The 18,021-nt window shown below is 64.3% G+C and carries 18 protein-coding genes; 8 read left to right on the forward strand and 10 right to left on the reverse strand.

The features are described 5' to 3' along the window. Positions 1 to 137 precede the first annotated feature (137 nt). Positions 138 to 1,358, forward strand: coding sequence for a hypothetical protein (locus NKK52_RS05160; RefSeq protein ID WP_023685490.1), 1,221 nt, complete (start codon positions 138 to 140; stop codon positions 1,356 to 1,358). A gap of 29 nt (positions 1,359 to 1,387) precedes the next feature. Beyond that, positions 1,388 to 2,020: a Vgb family protein gene (locus NKK52_RS05165; RefSeq protein WP_023715140.1), complete on the forward strand. Its 633-nt coding sequence runs from the start codon at positions 1,388 to 1,390 to the stop codon at positions 2,018 to 2,020. A 52-nt stretch (positions 2,021 to 2,072) separates the two neighbouring features. Here NKK52_RS05165 and NKK52_RS05170 read toward each other — a convergent pair whose 3' ends face one another. Then, entirely contained in the window at positions 2,073 to 2,378 is a 306-nt protein-coding gene (locus NKK52_RS05170; protein WP_023689804.1) for a hypothetical protein, read from the reverse strand. Positions 2,379 to 2,662: 284 nt separating this feature from the next. Here NKK52_RS05170 and NKK52_RS05180 point away from each other — a divergent pair, with 284 nt between their 5' ends. Then, complete coding sequence (locus NKK52_RS05180) at positions 2,663 to 3,007, forward strand: PQ-loop domain-containing transporter (protein WP_023685493.1); 345 nt, start codon at positions 2,663 to 2,665, stop codon at positions 3,005 to 3,007. A 37-nt stretch (positions 3,008 to 3,044) separates the two neighbouring features. On the opposite strand, the gene NKK52_RS05185 is transcribed toward NKK52_RS05180, so the two are convergent. Next, positions 3,045 to 3,776 (reverse strand): DUF2270 domain-containing protein, encoded by a 732-nt coding sequence (locus NKK52_RS05185; protein WP_023685494.1) that lies wholly within the window; start codon positions 3,774 to 3,776, stop codon positions 3,045 to 3,047. A 238-nt stretch (positions 3,777 to 4,014) separates the two neighbouring features. Here NKK52_RS05185 and NKK52_RS05190 point away from each other — a divergent pair, with 238 nt between their 5' ends. Then, positions 4,015 to 6,300, forward strand: a complete 2,286-nt coding sequence (locus NKK52_RS05190) for a cation:proton antiporter domain-containing protein (RefSeq protein WP_023685495.1) — start codon at positions 4,015 to 4,017, stop codon at positions 6,298 to 6,300. 30 nt (positions 6,301 to 6,330) lie between these two features. Here NKK52_RS05190 and NKK52_RS05195 read toward each other — a convergent pair whose 3' ends face one another. After that, positions 6,331 to 7,539 (reverse strand): MFS transporter, encoded by a 1,209-nt coding sequence (locus NKK52_RS05195; protein WP_352628388.1) that lies wholly within the window; start codon positions 7,537 to 7,539, stop codon positions 6,331 to 6,333. Positions 7,540 to 7,788: 249 nt separating this feature from the next. On the opposite strand from NKK52_RS05195, the gene NKK52_RS05200 reads away from it, so the two are divergent. Then, complete coding sequence (locus NKK52_RS05200) at positions 7,789 to 8,217, forward strand: VOC family protein (RefSeq protein ID WP_156941257.1); 429 nt, start codon at positions 7,789 to 7,791, stop codon at positions 8,215 to 8,217. Between the two features lie 95 nt (positions 8,218 to 8,312). On the opposite strand, the gene NKK52_RS05205 is transcribed toward NKK52_RS05200, so the two are convergent. After that, positions 8,313 to 8,900 (reverse strand): dihydrofolate reductase family protein, encoded by a 588-nt coding sequence (locus NKK52_RS05205; protein ID WP_023685903.1) that lies wholly within the window; start codon positions 8,898 to 8,900, stop codon positions 8,313 to 8,315. A 135-nt stretch (positions 8,901 to 9,035) separates the two neighbouring features. Between NKK52_RS05205 and NKK52_RS05210 the strand changes: the two genes are divergently transcribed. Continuing rightward, on the forward strand, positions 9,036 to 9,452 hold the full coding sequence (locus NKK52_RS05210) for a winged helix-turn-helix transcriptional regulator (RefSeq protein WP_023685902.1): 417 nt from the start codon (positions 9,036 to 9,038) through the stop codon (positions 9,450 to 9,452). A gap of 450 nt (positions 9,453 to 9,902) precedes the next feature. Then, positions 9,903 to 11,006 (forward strand): flavin-containing monooxygenase, encoded by a 1,104-nt coding sequence (locus tag NKK52_RS05215; protein ID WP_023685900.1) that lies wholly within the window; start codon positions 9,903 to 9,905, stop codon positions 11,004 to 11,006. Positions 11,007 to 11,064: 58 nt separating this feature from the next. Here the strand turns inward: NKK52_RS05215 and gcvA are convergent, their stop codons facing one another. Beyond that, complete coding sequence (gene gcvA / locus NKK52_RS05220; RefSeq protein ID WP_023685899.1) at positions 11,065 to 11,964, reverse strand: transcriptional regulator GcvA; 900 nt, start codon at positions 11,962 to 11,964, stop codon at positions 11,065 to 11,067. 117 nt (positions 11,965 to 12,081) lie between these two features. Here gcvA and NKK52_RS05225 point away from each other — a divergent pair, with 117 nt between their 5' ends. Then, the gene (locus tag NKK52_RS05225) at positions 12,082 to 12,786 is read left to right on the forward strand and encodes an SDR family oxidoreductase (RefSeq protein ID WP_023715144.1); all 705 of its coding nucleotides are present in this window, start codon (positions 12,082 to 12,084) and stop codon (positions 12,784 to 12,786) included. 31 nt (positions 12,787 to 12,817) lie between these two features. Here NKK52_RS05225 and NKK52_RS05230 read toward each other — a convergent pair whose 3' ends face one another. From NKK52_RS05230 to NKK52_RS05250, 5 genes are all read right to left on the reverse strand, one after another. Then, entirely contained in the window at positions 12,818 to 13,720 is a 903-nt protein-coding gene (locus NKK52_RS05230) for a carbohydrate ABC transporter permease (protein WP_023673469.1), read from the reverse strand. A 1-nt stretch (position 13,721) separates the two neighbouring features. Then, complete coding sequence (locus tag NKK52_RS05235; RefSeq protein ID WP_460221873.1) at positions 13,722 to 14,621, reverse strand: carbohydrate ABC transporter permease; 900 nt, start codon at positions 14,619 to 14,621, stop codon at positions 13,722 to 13,724. 141 nt (positions 14,622 to 14,762) lie between these two features. Beyond that, positions 14,763 to 16,088, reverse strand: coding sequence for an ABC transporter substrate-binding protein (locus NKK52_RS05240; protein WP_023693796.1), 1,326 nt, complete (start codon positions 16,086 to 16,088; stop codon positions 14,763 to 14,765). Positions 16,089 to 16,127: 39 nt separating this feature from the next. After that, a complete protein-coding gene (locus NKK52_RS05245; RefSeq protein WP_023685895.1) occupies positions 16,128 to 17,213 on the reverse strand; it encodes an ABC transporter ATP-binding protein in 1,086 nt (361 codons plus the stop codon). A 195-nt stretch (positions 17,214 to 17,408) separates the two neighbouring features. Further along, complete coding sequence (locus tag NKK52_RS05250) at positions 17,409 to 17,999, reverse strand: DUF922 domain-containing Zn-dependent protease (protein WP_023715145.1); 591 nt, start codon at positions 17,997 to 17,999, stop codon at positions 17,409 to 17,411. Positions 18,000 to 18,021 lie beyond the last annotated feature (22 nt).

The raw sequence follows: 18,021 nt of genomic DNA on the forward strand, positions 1-18,021 counted from the left end.
GCCGTCAACGCAGGCCTGGGCGTCTTCAACCAGTCCAGATGGCTAGGTCGCCGTCCGCGGCTTGCTGCTTGGCGGTGGTGACTTAAGTTAGGGCCGATAAGGGGAGCGGTGGGAGTTACAAATGTGACGGGATTTGCATGGACTCGCTGATCACCGCGGCAGGGCTGGCGCTGGCGGCGGGCAATCCGCTGGCGGCACTCGACCGCGTCGCCTTGCGCGAGGATGCCCCGGCGCTGGCGTTGCGCGGCATTGCCATGGCGCAGCTCGGCGATTTCGATCGCGCCAAAGTACTGTTGCGTAGGGCCGGCCGTGCCTTCGGTCCAAAGGAGGCGGTGGCGCGCGCCAGGTGCGTTGTCGCCGAAGCCGAGATCGCACTTGTTTCGCGTGATCTCGGCTGGCCGTCCAAGGCGCTCGACGCGGCGCGGTCGACATTGGAAAAGCATGGCGACCGGCTGAACGCGGCGCATGCCGGGCATCTCAAAGTGCGCCGCCTGCTGCTGATCGGCCGCCTCGACGAGGCTGAAGACGTGCTGGCTGGGCTCGATCCGTCGCCGCTTCCGCCGGCCTCACGCGCCGCGCATGAACTCGCGGTTGCCGGCATCGCCATGCGGCGCCTGAAGACGAAGGCCGCGCGCGCAGCCCTTGAGTGGGCGCGCCATGCCGCCCGCCGGGCCGGCATTCCGGGTCTTATGGCGGAGGTCGACAGCGCCTTCCTGGCGCTGGAGACGCCGGCGGCGCGGCTGATCGCAGGCGGCGAGGAGCATCCGCTGTTGCTCGAAGAGGTCGAAGCGCTGCAGGCGTCGCGCGCGCTGGTCGTCGATACGTTCCGCTATATCGTGCACAAGCAGGAAACAACGATCTCGCTGGCAACGAGGCCGGTGCTGTTTGCGCTGGCGCGCGCGCTTGCCGAAGCCTGGCCGGCGGATGTGCCGAGGGCGACGCTGATTGCCCGCGCCTTTGGCGGCCGGCATGCCGATGAATCGCATCGCGCCAGGCTGCGGGTCGAGATCGGCCGGCTGCGCGCCGAATTGCGGCCGCTGGCGGGCATAGGCGCGACCAGCCAGGGCTTTGCGCTAAAGCCGCGCGAAGCAGGCTCCGTGGCGGTGCTGGCGCGGCCGATCGAGGAGCGGCACGCCGCGGTGCTGGCCTTCCTGGCTGATGGTGAATCCTGGGCCAGCTCGGCGTTGGCGCTGGCGCTGGGCGCCGGACAGCGCAGCGTACAGCGGGCGCTCGAGCAGTTGGCCGAGACCGGCAAAGTGCAGTCCTTCGGCCACGGCCGGGCGCGGCGCTGGATGACGCCACCGGTCGCTGGTTTCACGACCACCTTGTTACTCCCGTCGCCGCTGCCGAACGGCTAGGAAAGGTGACCATGATCGAGGACCAGGACATGAAACATTCAGCAGCGGAAATCCTGCGCGAATACGGGCCCTTTCCTGATGTCGACACCGTGCACGGCGTGAGCTTCGACGGACAGAATGTCTGGTTTGCGACGGGCGAGCGGCTGACCGCCTTCGATCCGGCAAGCGGTGAGACGCTGCGCTCGATCGATGTCGCCGCCCATGCCGGCACCGCCTATGACGGCCGACATCTGTTTCAGCTCGCCGGGGACCGCATCCAGAAGATCGACCCGGATACCGGCAAGGTGCTCTCCATCATCCCGGCGCCCGGCGGCGGCCGCGATTCCGGCATGACCTGGGCCGAGGGCACGCTCTGGGTGGGGCAAAACCGGGAGCGCAAGATCCACCAGATCGATCCCGAGACCGGGAAAATCCTGCGGACCATCGACTCAAACCGCTTCGTCACCGGAGTGACCTGGGTCGATGGCGAGCTCTGGCACGGCACCTGGGAAGGCGACCAGAGCGATGTCCGGCGCGTCGATCCGCAAAGCGGAAAGGTGCTGGAACGGCTCGACATGCCGGCAGGGGTGGGCGTTTCCGGGCTCGAATCCGACGGCGGCGACCGCTTCTTCTGCGGCAGCGGCCCCGGCGGCATGGTGCGATCAGTGCGTCGGCCGAAGTAAGGCCGTCAAGTATTGGGCCGGCAGCATATTTCCTACGGTCATCCCGCCGAGATCATATCCCGGAGCCGTCGAGCAGCGGGACGTCTTCGCCTTGCCACGGACTTGGCATTGAAGCCCGGCTCAGATTGGCCGTCGGCAGCGGCATCCAGCATTTTAACTCCGGTTCGGGGTATTCGATCACCCGTCCTGGCGACGAATCGGAAGAGCGCCAGCCCTCCGTGCCGAACTGGTCGGCGCGCGACCAGTAAGCGAGGTCGACCTCGGCCGGCCCCTGTTCCGATGGCCTGACCGTGACCAGGATGCGGCTGCCGTCCTTGGGCGCGCTCGCCATGTGCCGCCAGCGATCGGGTTCGTCCATTCTCATGTCCTCCTGCACGTTGCAGGGATAGTCGCCGCGCTCTTGGCAGCGGTCAACCCGAACTTTGCCCAAGCACGAGATCTGTTTAGTACTCCCGCGCCGTCGGCCGAAACAGGATCTGGTTCATGTCGACCTCGTCGGGCTGGCTCACGGCGAACGCCCACATGGCGAAAGAATCCGGGTGCCGGGCCGCAACAGGAAAATCAAAGCCGGCATGTGAACGGGCTCACATGCCGCCACTGCAAGGAACGCTATGGGACGTCCGGCCATGACAGGGGTTTCGGATGACACTTGCAGATCTGTCTTTTTATCTCTTCACTATTTTCAATGGCTTGCGCGTGGTGTCCTACCTGCCGCAGATCGTGCGGGTGGCCCGGGACAGGCACGGGGCGTCGGCGATTTCCTACGCGACCTGGCTGTTGTGGACAGGCGCCAACGCCACGACGGGACTCTACGCCCACATCAATCTGAACGATCCCGCTCTGGCGGCGATCAACTGGCTGAACGCCGTATGCTGCGTGCTGGTCATCGCGCTCACCGCCTACAAGCGCCATCGCGCACGGCTTCCGGTTGAGGAAGCCGCAAGCCGGTCGGAAGCGACCGCTCTGTTGGTCGACAATGTCTGCTGAAGATCACCGCGGCAGATTGCGCTTTTCGAGGCCGCTCTCAGACATGCACGGTGCCATGCGAAAGCTCGCCCTCGTCGCTTGAGATGAGGAAAGCGGCTGCGAGCAGGCCGACATAGAACAGCCCGACCATGCACACGACATAGATGCCTGGAACCGGGCCGAGCTGCGCCACGCGCGCGGCGTCGAGAAATGACGCGCCCAAGCCTATCGGCGACCCTTCGCGCTGCAGACTGGGCGTCGTGATCTTCAGCACCCACGCCAGCATCAGGATCGTGTACATGAAAATGTAGTTGCGGCGCAGCCGGCGCACCAACGCCGCGCGTTGCGAGATCAGGAAGCGCGGCGAACGCAGGCCTTCGCCGACGATGGCCAGCCAGTTGGAGGCGTAGTCGGGCTGCGGCGAGAAGATCTGCGCGAAATAATAGCGCTCGAACTGGCGCACCCTGGCCCGGTAGACGTCGAAGAAACGATAGCGCCGCGCCTCGATCCATAGCAGCAGCGTGGTCAGCAGCATGGCAAAGAGCAGCACCCCGTGATGGGCGCTGGGCGTCGACAGTGAGACTGAGAGCATGGCGGCGACGACAGTAATCGCCCAGTTGCTGGTACGGTCCAGCCGGTCGCGCCAGCCGGCCATGCGGGCGATTTCGGCGCGGTGGAAATGCGACATGGTGGCCACGAATTCCGATGAGGTGAGCTTCAGCGCGAACGCATCAGAGGCCCGCGGCGCTGCAGCCGCTTCGTCGGTTTTCACGGTCTTGACCCGGGACATCCCTTGCCATGCGCCTCCCAACGCCATGGCCGGCCGAAACGACGCCGGTCATCCCCATCTGCGCAACGCGCAATCGGTTGAAAATGTTCCGTCGCCGGCCCGGGTCTCGGCGGTTTATCCGCAGTCAGATAGGCCTGTTATGCGATTCAGGTAAGGAGGAACCTGCGGCGCGCCAAGGGAGCGTGGCGTGCAACCGATCTCGCCCGCAAACGTTATACCGGGCACAATGAGGGGGTGCATGTCCTTCGTGGTCAACCGGCGCTGGTCGGTCGCGCTTGCCGCGGCAGCTTTCGCATTCATGCCGGCCGCATCGTTGGCAGCCGAAAAGACCGGCATGTCCAGCGAGGGCATTTTCGTTCTCGAAATCCTCCTTCTGCTTCTCGTCGGCCGCGGCATCGGCGAGTTGCTGGAGCGTCTCGGCCAGCCGGCGGTGATGGGTCAGCTCATCGGCGGCATCCTGCTCGGGCCATCGCTGCTCGGCTGGCTATTGCCGGAAGCAGAACGCGTGATCTTTTCAGGCGACGCCACCCAAAAGAGCATGATCAGCGCCATCGCCCAGCTCGGCGTGTTGATGCTTCTGTTGCTCACCGGGATGGAGACGGATCTGCGGCTGGTGCGCAGGGTCGGCCGCGCGTGCTTTTCCATCTCCGCCGCGGGCGTCGCCGTGCCTTTCGCGCTCGGCTTCACCGCCGCGCAGTTGATGCCGGCCTCGCTGCTGGCCGACGGAACCGAGCGCATTGTCGCCGGTCTCTTCCTCGGCACGGCGCTGTCGATCTCCTCGGTCAAGATCGTCGCCATGGTGGTGCGCGAGATGAACTTCATGCGCCGCGATCTCATCGTCTCGTCGGCCATCATCGAGGACACGATCGGCTGGGTGATCATCGCCATCACCATCGGCATCGCCACCAAGGGGCGCATCGAGCTCGGCAGCCTTGCCTTCACCATTGTCGGCGTCGCCGCCTTCATGGGGTTTTCCTTCACGATTGGCCGCCGCATCGTTTTCGACGCCATCCGCTGGACCAACGATACGTTCCGCAGCGAATACGCCGTCGTCACCGTCATTCTCGCCATCATGGGCGCAATGGCGCTGATCACCGATCTGATCGGCGTCCACACCGTGCTCGGCGCCTTCGTCGCCGGCATACTGGTTGGGGAATCGCCGATCCTGTCGCGTCATATCGAAGGGCAATTGCGCGGCGTCATCATGGCGCTGTTCATGCCGGTTTTCTTCGGCGTCGCCGGCCTTTCGGCGGATCTCACAGTGCTTGTCGACCACGAGCTTGCGCTACTCACGGCCGCTTTGGTGCTGATCGCCAGCTTCGGCAAATTCGCCGGCGCCTTCATCGGCGCCGAGCTTGCCGGCATGAGCCGCAAGGAAGGCATCGCCGTCGGTTGCGGCATGAACGCGCGCGGCTCGACCGAAGTCATCGTCGCCTCTATTGGCCTGTCGATCGGCGTTCTGTCGCACAATCTTTTCACCATGATCGTGACCATGGCCGTCATCACCACGCTCGCCATGCCGCCGACCTTGCGTTGGGCACTCGGCCGCTTGCCGATGGGCGAGAACGAGAAGAAGCGTCTGGAGCGCGAGGAGATCGACCAACGCGGCTTCATCGCCAATCTGGAACGACTGCTGGTGGTGACCGATGAGGGCGTTGTCGGCCGCTTTGCCGCTTACCTCGCAGGAGTCGTGGGCGCCGGCAGGCCGACGACGGTGCTGCATGCCCGAGGCGAGGGGGAGGAGGCCGAGCCCGGCACGGATGCGAAGCTCGAGCCGATCGAAAAGGGTGCCGAGGACAGCCGCGAGGCCGCCAGGAGTTCGGACGAGGAGCTGGCCCGCGCGGCGCCTGTCACGCGGCGCCACGAGGCCGAGCTTTCGGCCGAAACGGTTGCCAAGGAGGCGCGCAAAGGCTATGGGCTGCTGCTGATCGGGCTCGGCCGCGCGGTCACGTCGAAAGGTGGGTTTGCCCGCCGCATCAACGAGATCGCCGGCTCCTTCGAGGGCCCGCTATGCCTGGTGCTGAAGGCGACCGGCGCCGGCCGCCAGATGCCAAGGCTAGGACCTGAAGGCGGGAAGATTCTGGTTCCGGTCAACGGCACCGCGATCGCCCGCCGGGGTGCAGAAATGGCGCTGGCGATTGCAGCGGTCACGGGTGCGCGGGTCAAGATACTTTATGTCGCGCGCGTCGGCCGCGACGAACCGCGCGACACTGTCTCGCATCGCCGCAGGGAGGCGGTGCTGAAGGATACCGTCGCACTAGCCGACCGCTATGGCGTCGAGATCGAGACGGCCATCCGCAGCCGGGCCGCCGCCGCCGATGCCATTGCCCGCCAGGCCGGCAGGGGGGCGGCGCTGATCGTCATGGGCGTGGCGCGGCGCCCTGGCGAGGAACTCTTCTTCGGCGAGACGACCACCGGCGTGCTGCAGCGCTGCCAATGCCCGGTGGTGCTGATCTCGGACGCCAGGCTCAGCCGCGACGACGAGGGCAGAGAAGAGCTGCGCTCGGGAACGGGGACAGGGTGATGAGTATTTCCCCTCGAGGGGAAATTTCGCTCATGCCGCCTGCAGCCTCTCTCGGCCGGGCTGCGGCGGGAAGGCGATGGCGATGCCGGCAGCACCCAGGCCGATCAGCGCCGAGCCGATGAACAGCCAGGAATAGCTGGCATAGGCGTCGAAGATCATGCCGCCGGCGAGCGGGCCGAACGACATGCCGAGGCTGGACAACAGGGTCGCGGCGCCAAGTATCGTGCCGATGATGCGTGGCCCGAAATAGTCGCGCGCCAGAACCGCATAGAGCGGCATGACGCCGCCATATGTGGCGCCGAAGATGATCGCCAGGAGATAGAACTGCTCGAGATTGCCGACGGCGAGATAGGCGGCGATCACCACCGCCTGGATGGCGAGGCCCACGATCAGCACCGGCTTGGCGCCCAACCTGTCGCCGAGCACGCCGTAGAGCACGCGCCCGCCAAGGCCGGCAAGGCCCTCGACGCTGTAGATCGACACGGCTGCCATCGGCGCCACGCCGCACGACATGGCATAGCTCACCATGTGGAAGATCGGCCCCGAATGCGCCGCGCAACAGGCGAAGAAGGTCATGCCCAGCACCAGGAATTGCGGCGAGCGCAGCGCCTGGCCGACTGACGTGCCGGGGGCCGCGGCAGGCGCGGGCGCGCTGCCATCCGCTGCCGCGACCGCCGCCGACGGCTGGCGCACCAGGAAGACGGCCGGCAGCAACAGCACCCAGGCCATGATCCCGATGTCGAACATGGCGGTACGCCAGTCATAGGCCGTAATCAGCCAGCGCGCGAAGGGCGAAATGGTCATCGGCGCCACGCCCATGCCGGCCGAGACCAGCGACACGGCCAGGCTGCGATGGGTCTCGAACCAGGCGGTGGTCAGCGCGATCATCGGCGCGAAGAAGGCGCTGGCCGCCAGCCCGACGATGACGCCATAGCTCAGCTGGAAGACCAGCAGCGATTGGGCTCGGCTCGCCACCACCAGCGACAGGCCGAGCAGCACCGCGCCGGCAAAAACCACCGGGCGGGCGCCGACACGGTCATAGATGGCGCCCCAGGCGAAACCGCCTGCACCCATCACCAAGAAATTCAGCGTCATGGCGCTGGAAATGCCGGTTCGCGACCAGTTGGTGTCGAGCGCCATCGGCTCGAGAAAGATCGCCAGCGAAAACATCGCGCCGAGCGCCACACAGGTCATCAGCGCGCCGCACGCGACGATCACCCAACGGTAGGAACTGTTCATGCTCTTCTCCCGAGATCGGTTTCGATGCGGCGCCACTCGCTCCAGCTCCGTTGCGCCGCTTGCGTCCGAAGGACGTTGGCGGGATTTCGAATCCGACAATCCGGTTGCATTTTTTATCCGGTCTGCGTGGAAGTCCATCCGGATATGACAAAAGCAGGGGTGTAAGGCTGCCAAGCGCGCCGACAAGATAGACTGCCGAATTGACGAGCCGCTCCCCGCGGCACTAGCTTTGTGGTCTCGCGACGGGAGATATCGCTCATGGAACTGCATCGCGGCCGCCTCATCGACCACGTCCAGCTGGTGGTCAGGGACCTCAAGGCGAGCCGGCGCTTCTATGAAGCCGTCTTCAAGGTGCTCGGCATTCCGATCGGCGGCGAGGCCGAGGACTATTTCTGGGCCGACGAGCTGTTCATCTCAAGCCTCGACAGCCGGGCGGCGAAGGGACAGCTGACCGGGCGCCATCATCTGGCCCTCCAGGCCAGGGACAAGGCCATGGTCGATGCCTTCTACAAGGCCGGCCTCGATGCCGGCGGCGCCGACAATGGCGCGCCGGATGAGCGGCCCTACCACCCCGGCTACTACGCCGCCTTCCTGCTCGACCCCGACGGCAACAACATCGAGGCGGTGTTTCACGGGCCGGCAAAGCGAAGTGCCGCTTCGGTCGAGATCAATTTCTAGCGCAGGTTCACGAGGAGCGGGTTGCGGTGATCCGTCCGGAGTTCTCGTAAAAACAAAGAGTTGAAGCGGTCCACGGATTCAATCGCTGAACTGCTTCACATTGCCGGCGCGTAGCGGTTCACCACCATTCCGCAGGCATAGGCTTTAGAGCCGAGCAGGCGCAATTTCCGGAAGCCGCCACGGTCGAAAATCCGCTCGCCGTCGCCCAGCGCGGCCGGATTGATGAACAGCTGGAACTCATCGACCAACCCCGCTGCAATCAGCGCCGAGGCAAAGCCGGCGCCGCCGAATACCGCCATGTCGCCTTCACCTTCAGCTTTCAGGGCCTTGACCTCGCGCGGCAGGTCGCCGCTGGCAAGCGTCGTGCGCTCCCACCGCGATGCCGCGAGCTTGTCGCTCAGCACCACCTTGCGCGCCTCGACGATGCGCTGCGCAAAGGCGTAGAAGGGATCGCGCTGATAGTTTTTTGCCGCATTGCCCCAATGGGTTAGATAGCCTTCTTCGGCCATCTTGCGGCTGAGCAGAATGGTATCGATGCCGGCGAACACCGCGTTGAAATCCTGCTTCAAGTCGTCGTCCCACGGGCAGTTGGCGCCCCATTCCCAGAGCTGCCAGTGCTCATCGCCGGCCGCGCCGACAAAACCGTCGACCGACATCTGCATCTGCAGGATCAGTTTTCTCATCGTCGTTCTCCTGATTGAGCTCTGGTGTCACCAGTGCCAGGTCAGGCGGCGTTGGTTATTGCTTTACTTTCGGAACCATTGACACGAGAGAAAATGATGTCAATAGTAAAGTGATTTAGAAATGGAAGCATTGAAATGTCGACCAGGGAAAGATCCGGCTGCCCCATCAGCCTGTCGCTCGAACTGCTGGGTGACCGCTGGACGCTGCTGATCATCCGCGACATGATTTTCGCGGGAAAAAGGCACTTCAGGGAGTTCCTGCTATCAGGCGAAGGCATCTCGTCGCGCACGCTGGCCGAGCGGCTGCAGAACTTGCAGGATGAGGGCATCGTCACCAGAAGCGACGACCCCACGCACAAGCTCAAGGCGATCTACAGGCTGACCGAGGCCGGCATCGACCTGTTGCCGGTGCTGGCGACGCTCGGCGCCTGGGGCAGCAAATACCGCAACGCCGACGACAAGCTGGCCAGGATCGCCGACGAACTGGCGGCCGGCGGCGAGGCAGCGCTCGAGCAGATAAAGAAGAAGCTGCGCGCCGAGCATGTCGGCTAGGGAGGAACGCCTCCCTTCGCGCTGGTGGCGGGCTAGATCGACACGACATCGCGCAGCCTCACCCTTCCCATCCCGCAAATCGCTGTGGCCGGAGCCATGTCTGCTTCGGATTGCCATCGCCCGAACCACGGCCTCCTCCAGCCAGCGCGCGGTGGCGGGGGCGGCATGCATGCCGATTGGGCCTATGCCGCCATGCACGTAGAGCTCTTCGACCGCGGTGCGGCCGGCGACAGGCAGCCCGTCCGACAGCATGGGGCGATTGCCGGGATAGACATTCGTCACCGGGGTGAGCCGAGACCGGACAGGATGCGTAGCGTGCGCGCCGCGATGCGAAGGCGTCTCGGCGCTAGCGCGCCGTCCACCTTCTCCAACAAGGGGAGAAGGTGAGGCGCGCCTTGTCCCGCCTGCGCTTCTACGCGTAGCCTAAGGAGCTAGCGGGAGGAGAATCGCTTGGACACCACTGTCGTTATTGTCGGCGCCGGGCCCGCCGGCCTTGCGGTCGGTGCCTGCCTGAAGCGGGCAGGAGTGGATTTCATCCTGCTCGAAAAATCGCAGGAGATCGCGCCCGCCTGGCGGCGGCACTATCGGCGGCTGCATCTGCATACGGTCAAGTCGTTCTCGTCGCTGCCGTTCCTGCCCTTTCCCAAAAATTATCCGCGCTACGTGCCGCGCGAACTGGTGGTCCGCTATCTCGACGACTACGCGGAAAAATTCGATCTGCGCCCGCGCTTCGGCGTGACGGTGAAAGCCATTCGCCTCGGGGACGGCGGTTTTCTGGTCGAGACAGGATCGGACAACCTCAAGGCGCGCCATGTCGTTATCGCCAGCGGTAACAATGCCGAGCCGATCGTCCCCCGGCTCCCTGCCATCGAGGCTTTCAAGGGCGAGGTGCTGCACAGCGCCGACTATACGCAAGCGGCGCCCTTTGCCGGCCGCTCGGTGCTGATCGTCGGCATGGGCAACACCGGCGCCGAGATCGCGCTCGACTTGGCGGAAAGTGGCGCGCGTCCGACCATTTCGGTGCGCAAGGGCGTCCACATCGTGCCGCGCCAGCTGTTTGGCGTGCCGATCCAGATGGTCGGCATCGCCAGCCGGCCAATGCCGCAGGCGCTGAACGACTGGATGTTTCCGATCATCCTCGATTTCGCGCTGGGCAAGCTCGAGAAATACGGCATCGTCAGGCCGAAACAGGGCATCCTGCAACAGATCGACGAAGTCGGCCGCATCCCGGTCATCGACGTCGGCACGGTCGACGCCATCACCAAAGGCGCCATCAAGATCGCGCCCGACATAGCGGGCTTCACCGAGCGCGGCGCTGCGTTCACCGACGGCAGGCAGGAAAATTTCGACGCCGTCATCCTCGCCACCGGCTATCGCCCGGGCTACGAAAAGTTTCTGCCCGTGGAATTGCAGCCGGAGCGCAGTGGCGTCAACGCCCGCGCCTCGCAACTCGGCCTCTACCTCGTCGGCTTCTACAATCCGGTCACCGGTCTGCTCAGGGAAATTGGACGCGAGGCGAAGGCAGTGGCGGCCGACATTGCTCGGCGAGGCTGAAAGGGGCGGCGTCGGCCAAGCTGCGGATCTCCCGCCTTGCGGGGAGATCGGCTATCCATCACAGCCCCGCCGCGTCGCCCTCATCGAGCAGCCATTGCCGCACGGCTTGCGTCGGTTCTGGGTGCCGTTGCTTGCGCGGCATCACGACATAGAAATCGTGCGTCCCACGCATCTCTGCGTTGATCGGCTGCACCAGCCGGCCGGCGGCAATGTCGGCAGCGACGAGAAACCGGCTGGCCAGCGCGATGCCCTGGCCGGCAATGGCGGCGTCGATCGCGAGGCCTGTCTGGTTGAAGCGCATGCGTTTGGCCTCGGTGGCCATCTTCAGCCCGAGCGCTCTCTCCATGAATTCCGGCCACAGATTGTGCGCGTCGTGCAACAGGACATGATGCTGGATATCGGCCGTCGCGATCTCGTTCGCCTCGGTTGGCAGCAGGGCAGGGCTGCAGATGGCGACGATCTGCTGTGGGAACAACAGGTCGACCATCAGGCCGGCGCCGAAGGGCGGGCGGCCTTGCCTGACCGCAATGTCGACGCCGTCGGCCTGAAAACTCGACAGGCTTTGGCTGGCCAGGATGCGCAAATCGACGAGCGGGTTGTGGGCGACGAACTCCGGCAGTTTGGGGATCAGCCATTTGGTGGCAAAGCTCGGCGTGACGCTGATCGTCAGCCGCGCCGGCTCGGGCCGCAACAGCAGCGTTGCCTCGGAGATCAGCTCGAAGGCGCGGCGAATGTTCGGCGCATAGGCACGTCCCTCATCGGTCAGCGCCAGGCCGCGCGGCAGCCGGTCGAACAGCTTTGCGCCGAGATCCGCCTCCAGCCCGCGTATATGCTGCGCCACCGCCCCTTGCGTCACGTTCAGCTCCTGCGCGGCGATGCGGAAGTTGAGATGACGCGCGGCGGCTTCGAAGGCACGCAGCGCATTCAACGGCGGCAGGCTCAGGAAGGCTTCGGGCATGCAGGAGTTTTTCTACAGCTTGATTTCAGGCTTTCTGGTTCGAACCAGATGGCAAGACCGGCTATATCATCCTTTGAAGTCGCGAGACACACGCCGCAAAACCCCAAGGAGAGAAAAATGAGTGTAGAAAAAGTGGCAGTCGTCGTCGCGGGTGGCAGCGGTATGGGCGCGGCGGCGGCCAAGCGGCTGGCGGCGGACGGGTTCAAGGTCGCGATCCTGTCGTCCTCCGGTAAGGGCGAGGCTCTGGCCAAGGAGATTGGCGGCCTCGGCGTCACCGGCTCCAACCAGTCGAATGACGATCTGCAGCGGCTCGCCGACCTGACGCTCGAGCGCTTCGGCCGCATCGACGTGCTGGTCAACAGCGGCGGCCACGGGCCACGCGCGCCGATCCTCGAAATCACCGACGAGCAGTGGCACACCGGTCTCGACGTCTATCTGATGAACGTCATCCGGCCGGTGCGCATCGTGGCGCCGCAGATGGTCAAGCAGAAGGCCGGCGCCATCATCAACATCTCGACCGCCTGGGTGGTCGAGCCGAGCCCGATGTTCCCGACATCCGCCGTGTTCCGCGCCGGTCTTGCCGCCTACACCAAGATCTTCGCCAACACCTACGCCGCCGACAATGTGCGCATGAACAATGTGCTGCCCGGCTGGATCGACAGCCTGCCGGCCACCGAGGAGCGCCGCGACAGCGTGCCGATGCAGCGCTACGGCACCTCGGAGGAAATTGCCGCGACCATCGCCTTCCTCGCTTCCGAAGGTGCGGGCTACATTACCGGCCAGAACATCCGCGTCGACGGCGGCATCATCGGCGCGATCTGACCGCGCCGGTCGCCTCGCGTGAGCCGGCGCGTCACTCCTTCACCGCGCCGGTCATCGACGAGACATAGTGCTCGACGAAGAACGAATAGAGCACCACCACCGGCAGCGAGCCGATCAGCGCTCCCGCCATCAGCGCCCCCCATTCGTAGACGTCGGAGCGCACCAACTCGGTCAGCACACCCACCGGCACGGTCTTGTTTTCCGAGGACTGGATGAATGTCAGCGCATAGATGAACTCGTTCCATGACAGGGTGAAGGCGAATATGCCGGCGGAGATCAGGCCGGGCACCGACAGCGGCAGCACGATCTTGGTGAGGATCTGCCACCGGCTCGCTCCGTCTATCAGCGCGCATTCTTCCAGTTCGAACGGGATGGAGCGGAAGTAACCCATCAACAGCCACGTGCAGAACGGCACCAGGAAGGTCGGATAGGTAAGGATGAGCGCGAAGGGCGTGTCGTAGAGCCCGAGGTTGAACACCATCACCGACAGCGGAATGAACAGGATCGAGGGCGGCACCAGATAGGCGAGGAAGATGCCGAGGCCGACCTGCCGCGCCCCGGAGAAGCGCAACCGCTCGATCGCATAGGCGGCGAACACCGACGCCAGCAGCGACAGGAACGTGGCGGCGGTCGAGATGATGATCGTGTTGAGCAGCCAGCCCGGATAGGAGGTCTCGAACAGGAGATAGCGGATGTGCTCCAATGTCGGATGCACCACCCAGAACGGATTGAACTGCGCATAGTCGGTCATCTCGAGATTGGGCTTAACCGCCGTGATCGTCATCCAGTAAAACGGAAACAACAGCACGAAGACGAACACCAGCAGCGGCAGATAGACCGTCACCACGCGGCGCGGCAGGCTCTGCAGGTAGCCCATGCCGCCTTCGTCGATATCCCCACGTTTCGCCTTCCTTGTCGCGGCCGTCTTGACCATGTCAGTCTCCGCCGCCTTGTTGCCATTTGCGGCGTTGCAGGCCGAAATAGCTGAACAGGATCGCCGCCAGCAGGAACGGGATCATGGCCACCGCGATGGCCGCGCCCTCGCCAAGCTGGCCGCCGGAAATGCCGCGCTGGAAAGACAATGTCGCCATCAGATGCGTGGCATTCACCGGTCCGCCCCGGGTCAGCACGTAGATCAGCTGGAAATCGGTGAAAGTGAACAGCACCGAGAAGGTCATGGTGATGGCGATGATCGGCGTCAGCAGCGGCAGAGTCACATAACGAAACAACTGCCAGCGACTGGCGCCGTCGAGCGTGGCCGCCTCGTAGAGCGACTGCGGAATGGTCTGCAGGCCGGCGAGCAGCGTGATGGCGACGAAAGGAATGCCGCGCCAGACGTTGGCGGCGATAACCGAAGCGCGCGCATTCTCCGGATCGCCGAGGAAGTTGATGCGGTGGTCGATCAGGCCCATTTGCTGCAGCGCCCAGGACAGGATCGAGAACTGCGAATCGTAGATCCACCAGAAGGCGATGGCTGACAGTACGGTGGGCACCACCCACGGCAGCAGGACTATCGCGCGGAAGAACGATTTGAACGGCAGGTTTTCATTGAGGATGAGCGCCAGCCAGAGGCCGAGCACGAACTTCAGGATCGAGGCGCTGACCGTGTAGAGCAGCGTGTTGAAGACGGAGAGCCAGAAGACGGTGTCATTCCAAAGGTACTGATAATTCTCGACGCCGATGAAGATGCCGGGGCGGCCGATCCGGGCATCGGTGAAACCGAGCCAGACGCCCAGCCCGAGCGGATAGGTCAGGAAGACCAGCAGCAGCGCCGCCGCCGGCAGCATGAAGCCGAAGCCCAGCGCGTTGCGGCTTTCGGAGATCCGCGAAAGCATCGACGGACGCGGCTGGGCGGCAACGGACGGCACGGCCATGGAGGGCTCCTCATCGGGGAATCAGGTCACGGCGTCAACGGCCGCCATGGGATTGTGCGACGGGCCGGGCAGCGCACTAGACGCTGCCCGGCGGTGCCGTGATCAAACGCGGTAGTAGCGGTTGGCGCGCTTCTCCGCCTCCTCCATCGCCTCCTGCGGCGTCGCCTGGCCGGTCACCGCCTTGGCAAACATGTCGACCAGGACATAGTCGGCCATGGTCGCCGCCGAGGCATAGCCGAGCGGCCCGGCATAGCCGTTGGGGCGCAGCGTCGCCGAGGCCTTGGCATAGGCGGCATTGTTCGGGTCGGCCGTCCACACTGGATTGTTGTCGAAGGCCTTCAGCGTCTGGCAGCAATAGCCCGCCGAGGAGGTGATCCAGTCGGTCATCTGCGGATCCTCGAACATGAACTGCAGATAGGCCTTGGCCGCATTGGGGTAGGGCGTGTAGTTGAAGATGACGGCGGTGGTCACCTGGAACAGTTCGACCGATTTCCCTACAGGACCGATCGGCAGGTTGGTGGTGCGGATGTCCTTGGCAATCTCAGCCAGTTTCGGATCGTTGTCCTTGTTGATCTTGGCCGTGTTGTAGGCCGAAATTCCGTTTGCGATGACACCGAGTTCGCCGGCCAGGAAGGCGCGGTTATTATTGACGTCCAGCCAGCTTTCGGTCCCGGGAATGAAGGTCTTGTAGAGTTCCTGCGCGTAACCGATCGCCTTTAGCGTCTCGGGGCTGTTGATCGCCACCTTGCCGCTCTCGTCGACCATCTGGCCGCCATGGCTCCACAGCAGCCAATGCGCGTAGTTGTTGCCGTCGCCGACGCCGTGGCCGTGCGTGAAGCCGGCCGGATGTCCCTTCGCCTGCAAAGCCTTGCAAAGCTCGAGGAAGCCTGCCGTGTCCTTCGGAAATTCGGAGAAGCCGGCCTCCTTCACCCAGCTTTCGCGATAGACGATGGCATTGCCGATCGTGGCCAGCGGCAGGCCGACGAACTTGCCGTCCCGCGTCGCATATTGCTTTGGTCCGTCGTGCCAGCCGCCATATTTCGAGCCCAGATACTCGCCGAGCTCGGTCACGTCGTGCAGCTTGTCGGGATATTGATGCGGGTCGTCGAACCAGACGAACATGAGGTCCGGGCCGGAACCGACATTGGCGGCGACCGCTGCCTTGGGGCGAATGTCCTCCCAGCTTTCCTTGTCGACACGAACCTCGACACCTGTCGCCTCGGTGAAGCGCTTGGTGTTGGCCAGCCATTGATCCTCATCGCCCTTGACGAAGGGCGACCAGCGCAGCAGCCGCAGCTTTGCGCCTTCCTCGGGCTTGTATTTCAAGCCCTCCTGGGCAAAAGCCGGCGAGCCGACGAAGCGGCTTCCCAGGGCTCCCGCCGCAGCACCTGCGGTCGTGCGGATTACATCGCGTCTCGTGAATTTCATGGTCGTCTCCTCCGGTTTATCTTCCTCGCTATGCGGTCCTTACCATCCATTACGCGTTTCAAATCGTGTTCCGGTCTTGCCGTCAAAGAGATGAATCAGGCCAGGCGCGGCAGTGAGCCGTATGGTTTCGCCCGGTGTGAAGGCATGGCGTTCGCGGAAATTGGCGACGATCTCGTCCCCGCCGGCGGTGCGGCCGATGAGCTGCACTTCCGACCCGGTCGGCTCGACGACCGCGACGGTGACTGGAATGCCTTGGTCGGACGATAGCCGCAAATGCTCGGGCCGTATTCCCAGCACCACCGGATGACCGTTGCCAACGGCCGGCGCGCCGGCCAGCGGCACGGAAATTCCCCCCGCGCCGCGAAAGGACGGAGACCCGTCGGTGACGATCTCGCCCTTGATCAGGTTCATGGCGGGCGAGCCGATGAAACTGGCGACGAAGAGATTGTTGGGCCTGTCGTAGAGCTCCAGCGGCGGTCCGATCTGTTCGACGATGCCGTCATGCATGACCACGATCTTGTCGGCCATGGTCATGGCCTCGATCTGGTCGTGGGTGACATAGACTGTCGTCGTCTTGAGCCGCTGGTGCAGTTCCTTGATCTCGGCGCGCATCTGCACCCTGAGCTTGGCGTCGAGATTGGAGAGCGGTTCGTCGAACAGGAAAACCTGTGGATCGCGCACGATCGCCCGGCCCATGGCGACGCGCTGGCGCTGGCCGCCGGAAAGCTGGCGCGGATATCGCGTCAGCAATGGCACCAGCCCGAGGATTTCGGCGGCGCGCTGAATGCTGGTAGCGCAATCGGCCTTCGAAACACCTTTGAGCATGAGCGAGAACGCCATGTTCTCGGCGACCGTCATGTGCGGGTAGAGCGCGTAGTTCTGGAACACCATGGCAACGTCGCGCTCTTTCGGCGCAACGTTGTTGACGACCCGATCCCCGATCGCGATCTCGCCCCGAGAAATCTTTTCCAGGCCGGCGATCATCCTGAGAAGGGTCGATTTTCCGCAACCCGACGGGCCGACAAGCGTGACGAACTCGCCGTCGTCGATATCCACACTGACGCCGTGCAGGACCTCGACGGTCCCGAACGATTTGTAAACGTCGCCGATCGCGACAGACGCCATCGATCTCCTCCCGAATGCTTCTTGCGACGCCCCGAAGGAAACCGCTCCTCTCCCGCCTGGCGACCGTCTCCCATTCCCCCAACAGGTCGCGCGACGATCAGACGGTAGCGCTACCAAGCCTGCCTGTAAAGCGGCCATGCGGACGGTTTTCTTGTCGTTCGAAACACCCGGCGCAATGAACGGCACACCGGCAAACTACCCCCCATTCACAAAAGCCAGCACCAGCTTTTGCAGGTTTCCGCCGGGGCCGAATTCGACCCGGTCGAAGTCGCGGCTCGCCTGCCGCTGTGCCAGCGAGATCTGGACGAGTTGCCTCGTCAGCTCGGTTCTGATCTTGCTGCAGCCGGGGTCATCAGTAACGGTCAGGCCGACGCTCACCGCCTCGATCTTGCGCACCATCTCGGCGATGGCTGCGCCATGCACTCTCTCGTGGGCGGCGAGCCCGGCGATGAACACCGTCCAGTTCTTCTGGACGGAAGCCGGCAACGGTTCGGCCGGCTTTGGCAAGGTGTAGGTGATGATCAGTTTCGGGCGCGCCGATTTGAGCACGCAGGCGTCGCCTTGCGGCCTGTAGTCTCTGGTCCAGGTCAGCTTGAAATTGGTGTGCGCAATGACCCGACCCTTGCCGAGCAAGGGGCCGGCTTCGCCGATCGCGGCATAGAGTTCCGGGGCGGTCTTCCCTGCGATGGCGTAGGTCTCGACCTTTTCGACCGGCTTCCAGTCGGCACGTGCCGGCGACGCCAGCAGGGAGGCCGCGAACAGGAGAAAGAACATGGCTGGTTTCATGGAAACGTCAGAGACACTGGGC

Origin of the sequence: Mesorhizobium sp. C277A (genome assembly GCF_040324395.1) — a bacterium.
GTDB lineage: Bacteria > Pseudomonadota > Alphaproteobacteria > Rhizobiales > Rhizobiaceae > Mesorhizobium.

Bases quoted from the DNA above. Each gene is read 5' to 3' on its own strand.
- NKK52_RS05225 (WP_023715144.1), top strand. From the start codon at position 12,082: ATGAGTGTAGAAAAAGTGGCAGTCGTCGTCGCGGGTGGCAGCGGTATG.
- NKK52_RS05230 (WP_023673469.1), bottom strand. From the start codon at position 13,720: ATGGTCAAGACGGCCGCGACAAGGAAGGCGAAACGTGGGGATATCGAC.
- gcvA (WP_023685899.1), bottom strand. From the start codon at position 11,964: ATGCCCGAAGCCTTCCTGAGCCTGCCGCCGTTGAATGCGCTGCGTGCC.
- NKK52_RS05190 (WP_023685495.1), top strand. From the start codon at position 4,015: ATGTCCTTCGTGGTCAACCGGCGCTGGTCGGTCGCGCTTGCCGCGGCA.
- NKK52_RS05185 (WP_023685494.1), bottom strand. From the start codon at position 3,776: ATGTCCCGGGTCAAGACCGTGAAAACCGACGAAGCGGCTGCAGCGCCG.
- NKK52_RS05210 (WP_023685902.1), top strand. From the start codon at position 9,036: ATGTCGACCAGGGAAAGATCCGGCTGCCCCATCAGCCTGTCGCTCGAA.
- NKK52_RS05245 (WP_023685895.1), bottom strand. From the start codon at position 17,213: ATGGCGTCTGTCGCGATCGGCGACGTTTACAAATCGTTCGGGACCGTC.
- NKK52_RS05165 (WP_023715140.1), top strand. From the start codon at position 1,388: ATGAAACATTCAGCAGCGGAAATCCTGCGCGAATACGGGCCCTTTCCT.
- NKK52_RS05170 (WP_023689804.1), bottom strand. From the start codon at position 2,378: ATGGACGAACCCGATCGCTGGCGGCACATGGCGAGCGCGCCCAAGGAC.
- NKK52_RS05250 (WP_023715145.1), bottom strand. From the start codon at position 17,999: ATGAAACCAGCCATGTTCTTTCTCCTGTTCGCGGCCTCCCTGCTGGCG.
- NKK52_RS05180 (WP_023685493.1), top strand. From the start codon at position 2,663: ATGACACTTGCAGATCTGTCTTTTTATCTCTTCACTATTTTCAATGGC.
- NKK52_RS05195 (WP_352628388.1), bottom strand. From the start codon at position 7,539: ATGAACAGTTCCTACCGTTGGGTGATCGTCGCGTGCGGCGCGCTGATG.
- NKK52_RS05160 (WP_023685490.1), top strand. From the start codon at position 138: ATGGACTCGCTGATCACCGCGGCAGGGCTGGCGCTGGCGGCGGGCAAT.
- NKK52_RS05240 (WP_023693796.1), bottom strand. From the start codon at position 16,088: ATGAAATTCACGAGACGCGATGTAATCCGCACGACCGCAGGTGCTGCG.
- NKK52_RS05205 (WP_023685903.1), bottom strand. From the start codon at position 8,900: ATGAGAAAACTGATCCTGCAGATGCAGATGTCGGTCGACGGTTTTGTC.
- NKK52_RS05235 (WP_460221873.1), bottom strand. From the start codon at position 14,621: ATGCTTTCGCGGATCTCCGAAAGCCGCAACGCGCTGGGCTTCGGCTTC.